Below are 12,632 nucleotides of genomic sequence, written 5' to 3'. Positions count from 1 at the left end.
GCCGGCAGCAGGCCGCACCGGCCAATGGCACGGGGCGTACGCGGCGATGGGGGCTGCTCCCGCACTCGGACGGCGGGGCTTGCGGGCGTGCGCGGACCGGGTACGGGCGGCCTGGTGGCGCTGTCGGGCCGGGACCGGATCGCTTTCGAGGGCCTGCTGCCGGCCGGGGCGCTGCTCGCGGCCGCATCGCGGGTGGGCCACCTCGGCCTGGCGCAGGCGGACTTCGTCCTGTCGGTTCCGGGCGGCACGGCAGGCGTGGCCACCTTGTACCGGGGCGCCGTGTACCGGCCGCAGTCCGCCCCAGTGGCTCTAGGCTCGTGCCCGGGGAAAACCATGGCGGCGCGGAACGGCCTCGTGGGCACGGCGGAACGGCCTGGCGGGCACGGCGGAACCGCCTCGCGGGCACCGCGGCCGCAGTTGTCCGGGTCCGCCGCTACACGGCGCCCGCGCCCGCCGCCGTCAGGACCGCGACCGGCAGCAGCAGAATCCACTGCGGCAGTCGGAGCAGCGGCCTGGGCCAGCCGACCGACAGCGTGACGACCAGGAAAGCGACGGCGTACGCGACGAAGTGCGCAGCCACGAACCACGCGAGGGGCCCGGTCGCCGACGTATCGTCCGCCCGCGCGAGGTAGATCAGGGCGATGGCGGAGAACACCAGGTCGACGCTCACCATGTGCCAGACGGCGTGAAGGACGCGCTTGGGTTCGTCCGCGAGCCCGCAGGACAGGAGCGGGCGCACCACGTCCCGGTGCCCGCCGACGATGTGCGCCGCGGCGACGCCGGCGGCGGTGACGCCCGCTGCGAGAAGCCAGCCGTTCATCGGACCTCGATTCCTTTGACCAGGACGGCAGCCAGGCGGCCGGCCAGCTGAGGGTCGGGGTGTTCTCCGACCAGACCGACGTGGAAGAACACGGCTCCTGCCAGCGTGTCCAGGACCAAGTCCACGGGGGTGTCGGCGGCGATCTGCCCGCGCGCCACGGCACGCTCGAAGACGATCAGCAGCCGCTCCTTCGACAGGGCCAGGAAGTCGCTGCGGATGCGTGCCTTGAGGGCCGGATCTGCGGCGAAGTCGGCGAGCAGCCCCGGCAGCGCCGCGGCGGCGGCAGGCGCGCGGAACTCGTCGACCAGGCCCCGCAGCAGCGCGGTCAGGTCCCCGGCCAGCGTTCCGGTGTCCGGGACCGGAGCATGGTCGGTGGTCGTGAACACGGCCTCGAAGACCAACTCCGGCTTGCCCCGCCACCTCCGGTACACCGTGTCCTTGCCGACTCCGGCACGGGCGGCCACAGCCCCGATCGATGTCGCGGCGTAGCCGACCTCGACGACCAGCTCTGTGGCCGCTGTGATGATCGCTTCGTGCGAGCGGGGATCCCGGGGACGTCCCCTGGAGGACGGAGAGGAGCTCATACCGACTTACTTTACGGGACGACCCGTTTGATAACAACATCCCGCGCCGGCGTCCGCGTCGAGAAGACGCACGCCGACGGCACGCCTACCCTTGATTGTCCGGCGAGTACGGGGGAACGAGGGCAGACGATACGAGCCGACGAAAGCGCTGTGCAGGCCGCCGAGGAAGAGGAGACGGGTCCGTGGGAAGTGTGTGGATGTACGCGCAGGGCAGCGGCTACACCTCCCGGCAGTCACTGGTGGGCTTCAGCGTGGAGGCCGCGGACGGTGTCATAGGACACGTGGACCGCCAGCAGAACCAGCCCGGTATGCAGCACCTGGTGGTCGACACGGGTGTGTGGGTGTTCGGACGGAGTGTCCTGATCCCGGCCGGCGCCGTCATCGCCATCGACACCGAAGCGCAGACGGTGAAGGTCGCACCGAACAGGGAGCAGATCAAAGCCGCTCCGCGGTTCACGACCGACAGTGAGACAGCGGACCGCGACTACCTGTCCACGGTCGGCGACTACTACGTCTCCCTCGTCCCCTGAGTCGGACCCGACGGGGCGTGCAGTTCACCAGCTCCTTCAAACCTCCTCGATGACCCCGGCAATCCTTCCGGCCACAGCACTGGTCAGCCGGCTTTCTGAGCGGTCACGGCGGTAGCGATGAGTTTGCCCGGGCCGGAGAGTCTCACCGCTGCTATCGCCCCATCACAGGAGGAACGCGTGGCTCAGCTATTGAGAGTCCAGAACTTCAACGTCTCGCGTGACGGCATCGGCGCCGGTGAGGACCAGACCCTTGAGAGGCCGTTCGGTCATGTCGAGCCCGAGAAGCTGTTCGCGTGGGCCGGTGCCACGGCGAGTTGGCCGATGCGCACCGACCCCGGGGGGAGCCGGGGCCTGGACGACTACTTCACGCGGGACTACGCGCGCAACATCGGCGCCGAGATCATGGGCCGCAACAAGTTCGGGCCCCAGCGCGGGCCCTGGCAGGACCATGAGTGGCAGGGCTGGTGGGGTGGCGAGCCCCCTTTCCGCACCCCGGTGTTCGTCATGACCCATCACAAGCGTCCTTCGTTCACGCTTTCCGACACCACGTTCCACTTCGTCGACGGCGACCCGGCCACGGTCCTCGCGCAGGCCCGGGAGGCGGCGCAGGGCAAGGACGTCCGCCTCGGCGGCGGGGCTACCACCATCCGGCAGTTTCTCGACGCAGACCTCGTCGACACCCTGCACGTGGCGGTCTCGCCGGTGGAGCTCGGGTCCGGAGTACGGCTCTGGGAGTCCCCCGATGAGCTGCTCGACCGGTTCCACCTGGAGGTCGTTCCCAGCGCGAGCGGGGTGACGCACCACCTGTTTTGGCGAAAGTGACCGGTCCTCAGGGCTGGCTCCGGTCGGCCGTTTGCCGTCCGGGGCTGCCCTGAGGCGGACCGCGAGTCGCGCCTCAGACGGTCAGCCGGCCTCGGCCGTCTTCTCGGCTCGCGCCCGGGCGGAGGCGAGCCGGTAGGAGCCGGCGCCGGTCTCGGCGATCGTGCCGTTGAACGTCGGGCGGCGCTCGCCGACCCCGGCCTCCCGCCGGCCGGGGCACTGCTGCTCATCACGGACGAGGCCGAACCGTGCTTCGGCCCGCTCGTCCGCTCCAGGGAGAGATGAGAAGCGGCTCAACCGGACCGGCGCGCGGCGGCCGCCGCCTCCAGCAGAGGCCAGCCGTCGACCTCCACCGCCTGCCGCTTCTCCGGCTGCCACCCTCGGGCCAGGGCCAGGTCGAGGAGTGCCCGGACAGCGCCCGGCTCGTGCAGGTTCAGGCCTGCGCCCTGAGTGAAGCCCACGTCCCCGGAGCCAAAGGGGGCGCCGCCCGGGACATACCGGCCCGGCCCGTCGGCAAAGACAATGCGCAGCCGGCCGCCGGTGCCGGCCGGCTGGGAGGACAACGTGAGGATCTCGCGGCAGTCCGCGGACCGGCCGCTGTCCAGCACGCGGTGGCTGTGGCGGAGCGTCCACATGTACACGCGCCCGTCGGCGACCAGGCGGCGCGGCTTCTTCGAACGGCGAGGCACGCAGCCGAGGGTACGCGCCCTGATCCTCCTCGGCACCCTTCGTGCTGCGCACCCTCCGGAGACAGCCGCCTGCGGGCCGGCGCGCTGTCCTTCCTCGCCATCAACGGCTACCGCGTCGCAGACCCCCGGGACGCGCTCACCACCGCGCACGCGGCACGGCGTCAGGTCATCTCCGACCGAACGGCTCACGCCATTGCGATCACGCCTGAGCGGACGTAGCCGGGAGCGTGGCGAATTCGCCCAGCACACGGGCCGCCGGCGCGGGGGCGACCAGCCACTGCAGGTGGCTGCCCTCCAGCGTGCGGACGTCGTACGGGTTGTCAGGAGTCAACTCGTTGCCCTCGCGGATCAGGCGGTCCTGTATGGCGAGGGGCAGGCTCGTGTCGTCGGCCAGACGGATGTAGGTCTTGGGGATGCGGCCCCAGGTCGCGGCCTGCGCCCGGTCGTCAAAGCCGCCGACGTCAAGGTTCTCGTCGGGCTGGAAGGTGTTCAGGAAGGTGAGGAACTGCTCGTCGGTGCCGTCGGCGAGGAAGGCCGCCTTGAACGCCGCGAGCGCGTCCGGGTTCGCCGTGCGGAAGTTGACGCGGAGCAGGCCGAGGTCGGCGGGGTTCCCGGCCAGCGCCGAAGCGAAGGTTGCGGGGTCGACCGTGGCCATCTCCGGCTCGGCGTAGTAGTCGTTGACACCAAGGTGGACCGGGCACCAGGCCGAGACGTAGACGATGCGGTCGATCAAATCCGGACGCGCGTTGGCTGCGGCCGTGACCGTGATACCTCCGCGGCTGTGGGCGACGAGGATCACGGGGCCGTTCCGCTTGGCCCGTTCGAGGATCCCGATCAGGTGCGCGACGTTGTCGGCGAGCGTGACGCCCTTGATCGAGCCAGGCGCGGCGGCGAACCCTGCGGGGTCCTGCGGTGACTGATAGGCGCGGGTGAAGGTCGCCTGGAACCCGTGCCCGGGCAGGTCGACGGCGACCGAACGGTGCCCGAGGAGCCCGAGTTCGGCCTGTAGGGGAGCGAAGGAGAAGGAGTTCGCGAAGGCTCCGTGAACCAGTACGAAAGTCGGTTGCATCTGTGTACTCACTTTCCGGCCGCCGAGGTTCAGCGGCGGCCAGCGGGTCGACCCTGGGCATCCAGGCCCGACGAAGGGATTTGCCGGCAGCCCTGTGTGATCAATCCGATGTTTGACGCAGGACCAGGCAGAGGAAGCCGAAGCTGTCCCGGTAGCCGTGCAGCCATTGCGAACGCTGGGCGGTGGCCGTCTCCAGCAGCTGTGCGGCGGCTGGGTCGGCAGGGTGGTCCAGAGCCCATGAGGCCAGCGAGCCCCAGCAGGCCCACTCGTAGGCGTCCAGCTCGCTTCGGGTGCTGATGTGGCCGTGGACGGGGGTCCATCCGTCGGCGACGACGCGGTCCACCGTGGTCGCCAGGTCGGCGAGGTCACCGAACATCTCGACGGCCGCTGGTGAAGGGGCGCGGTCCCAGAACGACTCACCGATCAGAACGCGGCCGCCGGGAGCCAGGTGCTTGCGGGCCGCCGCGAGGGTGGGGAGAAGACCGCCGAAGGCATGTGCGGCACCGACGCTGATCACCAGGTTGAACGGCTGCGCGGAGCCGAAGTCCGCGGCTTCCTGTTGGTGGAGGACCAAGCGCCCGTCGACTCCGAGTCGGCCCGCTGCCTGGTGGGCCTGTCTCAGGGAGGCTTCGGAGATGTCGACGCCCTCGGCGTGCAGGTGCGGGCGCGGCGCCAGGGCGCGCAGGAGCCACTCCGCCGTGCCGCATCCGAGATCGAGCACGCGCTCGTCGCCCCGCGGGAGGGCGTGCTCGAGCAGCCGGCCGACCGAGTCGTCGTCGAGCGGAGATTTTATCGGGTGGTTGGCATGGGCGATCATGGAGATCTGTTCGCGGTTCACCGGCGCGGGTGCCCCCCGTCGAGCAGCAGCTTCGCGGCCACTTCCGCCCCATCGGTGCGGATCGTGTCGGCGACGGCCTTGGCCCTTGCTTCGGTCTCGGGGGTCAGCGCCGTCCTGAGTGCGGCTGACAGGGATTCGAAGGTCGGCGTCGGGCCGTCGTGAGCCACGCCGATGCCCAGCTCGGCCACCCGGGCGGCCCAGTACGGCTGGTCCGCCAGCTGGGGTACCACCACCTGTGGAGCGCCGGCCCGAGCGGCGGTCGTCGTCGTACCCGCGCCGCCGTGGTGCACGACGGCAGCCACTCGTCCGAACAACTGCTGGTGGTTGACCTCGCCGACGGCGAAGCAGTCGTCCCGGTCATCGATGAGACCGAGTTCCGCCCAGCCGCTCCCGACGAGGACCCGGCGGCCCTTCGAGCGGACCGCTTCAATGGCCACCCGGGCAGCCTCCTCGCCTCCGCGCACGGCCATGCTGCCGAAGCCCACGTACACGGGCGGCGCGCCGGCCCCCAGGAAGGCCATCAGCTCCGCCGGGAGCGGCCGCTCATCGGGCAGCACCCACGCGCCGGTCTGGACGACGTCGAGGCCCGGCGTCTCCAGCCACGGATCCAGCACCGGGTCCGTCGCCAGCCACGGCCGGTCACCGAAGGAGTAGTCGCGGACGTTGTCCACCGGGGGCAGCCCGATCGACGCCCGACTGGTGTTCAGCGCCTCACCGAACAGCGCGTTGATGCTCTGCGCGTCCAGGTCCCACAGTGACCGCTTGTCGGTCACCTCCGACGGGAACGGCCGCCCCGGGTACGCCAGCGGCGCCCGCTGCGGCGAGGGCAGCGTCAGCTGCTGGAAGGTCACAGACACGTACCCGATGCCCAGTTTCTCGGCGACCGACCGCGCCCCGGCGATGGCAGGCATCGCCCCCGTCGCCACCAGCACGTCGCACTCCTCTGCCACCGAGGGGATCACTCTGAACTGACTGGCAATCAATTCAGCTGCGCGCTGCGGCAGATTGGCCTTCGACGGCGGCGGCGCCGCGGTCGTCAGCGCGCGCGCGGACTGGCCGACGCCCACCACGGACACACCGATTCCGGACAGCCGCTCCGCGAAGTCCTCGTCCGGCGGGGCGCACACCCGCACCTCCGCACCGAGTTCCCGCAACCGCACCGCGAGCCCCACCAGCGGTTCGACGTCCCCACGCGACCCATAGGTCGACAACAGCACACGCACTTCTTGGATCTCCTGTTTCCTTGGTCCAGCGAATCGTACGGTCTTCACCCTGCACCCAGTTCGGCGAGGCAGCGGGAGTGATCAACCGTGTCTCTCGGGTCATCGGGCCCAGGGCAGTTCACGTGTGCCCTCGGTGCCGGGAACGGAGGCGACCCCGTCGGCGGGCATCGAGACGTGGGCCTCGGCCTGCTCCGGGGCGTGGATCCGGCGGAGACAGTCCGGCGGCAGGATCAGGGTCCGGCCGGCCGCGACCTTCACCGTACGGCCGCGGCAGGTCACCTCCAGCGCACCCGCGGTGACCGTCCAGACCTGCTCACGGCTGATGGAGTGCTCGGGGCCGGTGGCACCGGCGTCCATCGTGACCGTCCAGGTGCTGAGCTCGATGCTGCCGCGGCTGGGGGCCGCCAGGCCGGCCATGGTGGCGTTCGGGGAGATGGTGACGTGGTCGGTGGAGGGCGTGATCACGACCATGGCGCCGCTCTCGTCATCGCCCTCCGGATCGACGCCGGCGGCGGCCCATTCGACGAGCTGGACGACGACACCGTTCGGGTCGGTCATCTGGAACAGCCTTTCACCCCACGGCTCTTCGCGCAGCGGCATGGTGATGGGGGCGCCCGCCGCGCGCAGCCGGGCCTCCTCCGCCGCGAGGTCGGTAACGGTGAGCGCCAGGATCAGACCGGCTGCCCGCTGGTCCCGTTGCTCGGGCGGTAGGACGTCCGTACCTCCGCGGAGCAGGACGACATCGACGGCGGCGTCTGCGCGCGTCAGGGACACGAAGCCGTCGTCGGACATGGCCACTTCGTAGCCGAGGTGGGTGCACAGGAACGCACGGGAGGCGTCCACGTCGGCGACGGTCAGGGAGAGGGTGGAGGAGGACACGTTCACGACAGCACCTTCGTAAAGTGAGGGGTGGTGGACCCGGAGTCGATTGCCCGCGTGCCGATCGGGCCGTTGCAGACGGTCACCGACGGATCGGGGCTGATGAAAGTGCGGGAGGGGACGTACTGCGTCAGGTAGGCGTACGGGCCGGTGAGCCCGGCCTTCGGGCCCGGGTCGTGGGTCGCGCGACCCACGGGCTCGGCGATGGAGCGGTTCAGCCCGGCGGATGGGTAGGGGATGAACCTGCGCACGTGCTTCACGCTTTTCGCTTCTTCGAGTCAGAGGTGGGGTGAGGGTGGGGCGGCGGTGGAGGCGGAGGTGGGCCCAGTCAGGTCGCGGGCACGTCGAGCTGGAGCTCGCACGTGCGCCGGTAGGAGCGGAACCCGAGTCGGTGGTTGACCGCCAGCATGTGGACGTTGTCGTCGGCGTTGTCCGTCTCGATCTCGACGACGCCGGGGTACTCGGCGCGCAGCCGGTGCGCCATGGCGGCCTTGACCCACAATCCCAACCCGTGGCCGCGGTGTTCGGGCACGACCGCCGTGTCGTACTGCTGGACCCGCGGCGGCGCTCCGTGGGGGATCAGGATCTCGCTGTAGCCGGCCATGGCGCCGCTGTCGTGCACGGCCGCGACGGTCAGCAGCGTGTCCCCGCGGTCGGCGACCACCGCGGCCATGGCGCGAACGCGGTCCGCGTCCCACGCCACGCTGCCGTAGTCCAGGTCACCGACGGGCATGTCGTTCATGGCGTTCTTGGCCGCGGCGAAAGCGGCGGCGAGGCCGTCGGGAACCGTTCCGGTCCAGCCGGTCAGCCGGTAGCCGGGGTGCTCGGCATCGGCGATCCGGAGCAGGTCGGCCCGGTCCGTCTCGTCGAGGCGCAGCACGAGGTGGCTCAAGGCCAGTGCTCGGCGGAAACCCCGCCGTTCGCCGAAGGCTTCGCCCGGACCGTCGGCCGCGGCCGTGGCGATCAGGCTGCGCCGGTTCTCGGTGCGGCAGGCCGCCACGACCGCTGACAGCAGGAGGGAGCCGGTTCCCAGGCGGCGGTGTGCGGGGTCGACGTGGAGTTCCAGTTCGGCCAGGTGCTCCTGGCCCGGGGAGGTGAACACCCGCAGGCCGGCAACTCCGACGGGGGCGCCGTCCGCACCCGTGGCCAGCCAGGTCAGTCGGCGGCTGCCAAGAGCAGGCTGGGTGAGCTGGGCGTGGATCCGTCCGGGGTCGGGGGCCGGTATTCCGGGCAGGTCGTGGGCCACTGAGGCCGCGACGACCCGGTGCCACGCGATGGCTTCGGCGGCCGATACGTGCTGGAGCGGATCGACTTGTACTGATGTGGGCAAGGTGATGGCCTTCGTCGTCGAGTCGGGCGTAGGTCGGGTACGCGGAAAACGTGGGGTGCTTGGGGTGCTTCGGGTGCTTCGGACGTCCGTCCAGTCGGTGTGGCGCACGAGCGGCCAGTCGACGTCGACACGGGCGGCCGTGGCGAGGTAGTTGGTGAACACGTTGAGAGCGACATGGGCGATGACCTCGACGATCTGCCCGTCGGACAGGCCGGCGCGCCGGGCCGCGGACAATTGCTCGTCGGGACCGGTTCCGCGATTCCGGACCGTCACGGCGGCCAGCTCCAGAACGGCGGCGGCCCAGGGGTCATCGGCCTTCCCCGGCGTGCGCGGGCGACCTCGGCCGCACTCAGCCCGGCCGTCCTGGTCCCGCGGAACGCGTGCACGGACAGGCAGTAGTCGGAGCCGTTCTCCTGCGCCACCAGCAACGCGATGCTCTCGCGCACGTCGGCCGGCAGGGTTCCCTCCGCGCTCAGGCTGGTGACGACGCCCAAGTACCCCTTCAGTACGGCCGGGCTGTTGGCCATCATCCGGGCCAGGTTGGGGACGACCCCCAGGGTCCGGTGCGCGGCGGTGAACAGAGCTGCGGTTTCACCGGTCGCGATCTCCGGTTCAACGGTGTGGAGTGACATGCCGGTAACCATGCAGGTTGATCTTGATACATTCGCGATGCTTCTTCGATGCACGCACTGCTGACCCGGGAGTAACGCAATGCGGTTCACGATCCTCGGCCCGGTGGAGGCCGTGGCTCCCGGTTCGGACGTCCCCGCTCTGGCGCCCCGTCATCGCGCGGTGCTCGCCTACCTGTTGCTGCATGCCGGGGCCGCGATCAGTACGGATCGCCTGATCGACGCGATGTGGGGGCCGCTGCCGCCGGATTCCGCCCGCGCGCAGATCCAGACCACGATCGCCGCGATCCGACGGATGCTGCGCGCCTCGGAAGCCGACGGGATGCTGGCCACGCGACCGGCCGGATACGTGATCACCCCCGACCCGGGGCAACTCGATCTGGACGAGTTCACCAGCCTGATTGCCGAGGCGGCGGCCGTCTCCGACGGCCCGGGGGACGGGGACGCCGCGGACCGGGTACGTGCCGCGCTGGCGCTGTGGCGGGGCGAGCCGCTGGCCGACATCGCCGCCCATTACGTCCAGAGCGCCAGAGCGCGTCTGAACGGGCAGCTTCTGACCGCCGTCGAGCGCCTGGCCGAGCTGGAACTGGCCCGGGGGCGGCACGACGACCTCATCGACGAACTGTCCGTCCACGCGGCGGCCAACCCCTTGCGGGAACGGCTCTGCTGCCAGCTGATGCTCGCCCTGCACCGCGCCGGACGCCAGACCGACGCGTTGGACGTGGCGAGAACCTTCCGGGCGACGCTGGCCGATCAGCAGGGACTGGACCCCGGCCGCGCGTTCGGCAAGCTCGAACAGGACATCCTGCGGGACGCCCCGGATCTGCGGCCGCCCGTCACTGCGCCGGCGAAGCCGCAGGGGATCAACTTCCTGCCCTATGACGTCCCGGACTTCACCGGACGTGAGGGTGAGCTCGACGGCCTGATCCGTCTGTGGTCGGGCAACAACGGCGGCGTCGTGACGATCTCGGCGATCGACGGGATGGCCGGCGTCGGCAAGACGGCGCTCGCTGTCCACGCGGGGCACCGCCTCGCGGACCACTTCCCGGACGGACAGCTCTTCATCGACCTGCAGGCGCACACCGCCGGTCAGGTGCCGCTCGACGCCGGTGCCGCGCTGGAGATCCTCCTGGGACAACTCGGCGTGCCCACCCAGCAGATACCCGCATCGGTTGCCGATCGCGCCGCGCTGTGGCGGTCCGAACTCTCCGGCCGGCGCGTGCTGGCCGTGCTGGACAACGCCCTCGGCGCCGACCAAGTACGCCAGTTGCTGCCGGGAGCCTCTCGGGCCCTCATCCTGATCACCAGCCGCCGGCGGCTGACCGACCTGGACGGGGCGCACGCCCTGTCCCTGGACGTGCTGTTCGCCCAGGACGCCTTGGAGCTGTTCACGGCGATCGTCGGCGAACGGGCGGTCGCCGATCCCCTGGGGGTCCTCGACGTCCTGCAGCTGTGCGGATTCCTGCCGTTGGCCGTGCGCATCGCCGCTGCCCGCCTGCACCACCGCCCGCGCTGGACCGTCGCGTACCTGGCCGACCGGCTCCGCGACCAGCGCCGCAGGCTCTCCGAGCTGGCCACCTCGGAGCGAGGAGTGGCAGCGGCGTTCACGCTGTCCTACGAGCAGCTGACGCCGGAGCAACGGCGCATGTTCCGGCTTCTGGGGCTCCAGCCGGGCCGTGACATCAGCCCCGAGGCGGCGTCCCGGCTGGCGGACCTCCCGCTGGAGGAGTCCGAGACGCTCCTGGAAGACCTCTTGGACGCCCATGTCCTGACCCAGCAACAGCTAGGCCGCTACACCTTCCACGACCTGCTCCGCGAACACGCGCTCGCCACTGCGGCCGCCCAGGAACCATTGGGCGCCCAGCGCGAGGCCCTCGGCCGACTGTTCCACCACTATCTCCACACCGCGTGCGCGGCCATCGACCACCTTTACCCCGAGGACAAGAACCGTAGGCCGCGCATCCCCGCGCCGGACACCTCGGCCCCGCTCCCGCGGGACGAGGCCGAGGCGATCACCTGGCTGGACAGCGAACGCGCGAACCTCATGGCGTTCGCCCAGTACGCGGCCGAGCACGACTGGCTCCCGCATGCCGGCCGACTGGCCGCCGCCTTGCACCGCTACCTGCTGGGCCACGCCCACCAGGCCGACGCGCTGGCCCTCTGTGGCCTGGCACTGCGAGCCGCCCACCGCAGCGGCGACACGGCCGCCGAAGCCCGCACGCTCATCGATCTCGGCCAGGTGCACTTCTGGTGGCACGGCGCCTACGAGCAAGCGGCCGAGCACTACCAGCAGGCCCTGGACCTCGCACGCGGGATCGGCGACCAGGGCGTCGCGGCCGCCGCACTGCAGGCCCTCAGCACCGTCTTCAGACGGCGGCGGGAATACGACCAGGCCCACGACCACTGCGCGCAGTCGCTCGCCCTCTTCCGAAAGCTCGGCGACCGCGGTGGCGAAGCCAGATGCCTGACCGACCTCGGCATCGTCCACGGACGCCACGGGCGGTACGAGGACGCCCACGAGCACCACCGGCAATCGCTGCAGGCGTACCGCGAGACGGGATCCCGTATCGGTGAGACGGTCGTGCTGAACAACATCGGGCTGCTGTACCAACGCCAAGGCCGCTACGACGAGGCCCGACGCCATCACCGCCAGGCCCTGGAGCTGAGCCGCAGGTTCGACTTTCCCGGAGACGAGGCCGAGTCGCTCAATGCCCTTGCGGAAGCGGCCCGGTCCTTGGGCGACCTCGCCCAGGCCGCGGTCGAGCACGACACCGCGCTGACCCTCGCCCGCGAGTTCGGCTACCGCCCCGAGCAGGCCCGCGCCCACGACGGCCTGGCACGCGTCCACCGCGACCTCGGCCGTATCGACCTCGCCAACGACCACGCCCGACAGGCCCTCGACCTCTACACCGCCCTCGCCGTCCCCGAGGCCGACGAGATCCGCACCTTTCTCACGGGGCTGCCGCCGACCGCGAGCGAGCCCGAGCCGCCGGAGGCATCCACCGCCGACCAGCCGTTTTGAATGCCGTCAACCAGCACCTCGACCGGGCGTTCAGCATCCGTGGAACGGCACTCACCGCACGGGGTGCCCACCGGCGCCGCTGCAAGTAGTGCACTTGGCGACTGATTCCCGCCCGTTCATCGCGTCACCTCAACGGCTTCGTTCACCCGGCAGACGTACCAGTGGCGCAGGCGTTGCCTGGGTGGGGTCGGCCAGGGCGC

General features: G+C 70.9%; 14 protein-coding genes. 3 read left to right on the top strand and 11 right to left on the bottom strand.

Annotated features, from left to right (window positions below; translation table 11 throughout):
• Window positions 1-433 precede the first annotated feature (433 nt).
• Both ACWFQ8_RS06745 and ACWFQ8_RS06740 read right to left on the bottom strand, forming a co-directional pair.
• Window positions 434-820 carry a hypothetical protein gene (locus tag ACWFQ8_RS06745; protein ID WP_453785112.1) on the bottom strand — a complete coding sequence of 129 codons (387 nt, stop codon included), beginning with the start codon at window positions 818-820 and terminating at the stop codon, window positions 434-436.
• Window positions 817-1,404, bottom strand: coding sequence for a TetR/AcrR family transcriptional regulator (locus ACWFQ8_RS06740; RefSeq protein WP_453785111.1), 588 nt, complete (start codon window positions 1,402-1,404; stop codon window positions 817-819). Before ACWFQ8_RS06740 ends, ACWFQ8_RS06745 begins: the two co-directional genes overlap by 4 nt.
• A 182-nt stretch (window positions 1,405-1,586) precedes the next feature.
• On the opposite strand from ACWFQ8_RS06740, the gene ACWFQ8_RS06735 reads away from it, so the two are divergent.
• Window positions 1,587-1,934: a PRC-barrel domain containing protein gene (locus ACWFQ8_RS06735; RefSeq protein WP_453785110.1), complete on the top strand. Its 348-nt coding sequence runs from the start codon at window positions 1,587-1,589 to the stop codon at window positions 1,932-1,934.
• Between the two features lie 177 nt (window positions 1,935-2,111).
• The gene (locus ACWFQ8_RS06730) at window positions 2,112-2,756 is read left to right on the top strand and encodes a dihydrofolate reductase family protein (RefSeq protein ID WP_453785109.1); all 645 of its coding nucleotides are present in this window, start codon (window positions 2,112-2,114) and stop codon (window positions 2,754-2,756) included.
• Between the two features lie 81 nt (window positions 2,757-2,837).
• Here the strand turns inward: ACWFQ8_RS06730 and ACWFQ8_RS06725 are convergent, their stop codons facing one another.
• The 9 genes from ACWFQ8_RS06725 to ACWFQ8_RS06685 all read right to left on the bottom strand — a co-directional run bounded on the left by ACWFQ8_RS06725 (window position 2,838) and on the right by ACWFQ8_RS06685 (window position 9,413).
• Window positions 2,838-3,050 carry a hypothetical protein gene (locus ACWFQ8_RS06725; RefSeq protein WP_453785108.1) on the bottom strand — a complete coding sequence of 71 codons (213 nt, stop codon included), beginning with the start codon at window positions 3,048-3,050 and terminating at the stop codon, window positions 2,838-2,840.
• A complete protein-coding gene (locus ACWFQ8_RS06720) occupies window positions 3,047-3,442 on the bottom strand; it encodes a hypothetical protein (RefSeq protein ID WP_453785107.1) in 396 nt (131 codons plus the stop codon). Before ACWFQ8_RS06720 ends, ACWFQ8_RS06725 begins: the two co-directional genes overlap by 4 nt.
• A gap of 199 nt (window positions 3,443-3,641) precedes the next feature.
• Window positions 3,642-4,511 carry an alpha/beta fold hydrolase gene (locus ACWFQ8_RS06715; RefSeq protein ID WP_453785106.1) on the bottom strand — a complete coding sequence of 290 codons (870 nt, stop codon included), beginning with the start codon at window positions 4,509-4,511 and terminating at the stop codon, window positions 3,642-3,644.
• A gap of 100 nt (window positions 4,512-4,611) precedes the next feature.
• Window positions 4,612-5,349: an SAM-dependent methyltransferase gene (locus tag ACWFQ8_RS06710; RefSeq protein WP_453785105.1), complete on the bottom strand. Its 738-nt coding sequence runs from the start codon at window positions 5,347-5,349 to the stop codon at window positions 4,612-4,614.
• A complete protein-coding gene (locus ACWFQ8_RS06705; RefSeq protein ID WP_453785104.1) occupies window positions 5,346-6,572 on the bottom strand; it encodes a glycosyltransferase in 1,227 nt (408 codons plus the stop codon). Before ACWFQ8_RS06705 ends, ACWFQ8_RS06710 begins: the two co-directional genes overlap by 4 nt.
• A 99-nt stretch (window positions 6,573-6,671) precedes the next feature.
• Complete coding sequence (locus tag ACWFQ8_RS06700; RefSeq protein WP_453785103.1) at window positions 6,672-7,457, bottom strand: VOC family protein; 786 nt, start codon at window positions 7,455-7,457, stop codon at window positions 6,672-6,674.
• Entirely contained in the window at window positions 7,454-7,711 is a 258-nt protein-coding gene (locus ACWFQ8_RS06695; RefSeq protein WP_453785102.1) for a hypothetical protein, read from the bottom strand. Before ACWFQ8_RS06695 ends, ACWFQ8_RS06700 begins: the two co-directional genes overlap by 4 nt.
• A 68-nt stretch (window positions 7,712-7,779) precedes the next feature.
• Window positions 7,780-9,054, bottom strand: coding sequence for a GNAT family N-acetyltransferase (locus ACWFQ8_RS06690; RefSeq protein ID WP_453785101.1), 1,275 nt, complete (start codon window positions 9,052-9,054; stop codon window positions 7,780-7,782).
• Entirely contained in the window at window positions 9,051-9,413 is a 363-nt protein-coding gene (locus ACWFQ8_RS06685) for a carboxymuconolactone decarboxylase family protein (RefSeq protein ID WP_453785100.1), read from the bottom strand. The genes ACWFQ8_RS06690 and ACWFQ8_RS06685 overlap by 4 nt, the downstream gene beginning before the upstream one ends.
• Window positions 9,414-9,492: 79 nt before the next feature.
• On the opposite strand from ACWFQ8_RS06685, the gene ACWFQ8_RS06680 reads away from it, so the two are divergent.
• Window positions 9,493-12,432 (top strand): tetratricopeptide repeat protein, encoded by a 2,940-nt coding sequence (locus tag ACWFQ8_RS06680; protein ID WP_453785099.1) that lies wholly within the window; start codon window positions 9,493-9,495, stop codon window positions 12,430-12,432.
• The last annotated feature ends 200 nt before the right edge of the window (window positions 12,433-12,632 follow it).

The sequence above is a fragment of the Streptomyces sp. NPDC055254 genome (assembly GCF_053606025.1).
Note: the sequence above shows the minus strand (reverse complement) of the source record. Positions and strands in the feature narration are given on the sequence as shown.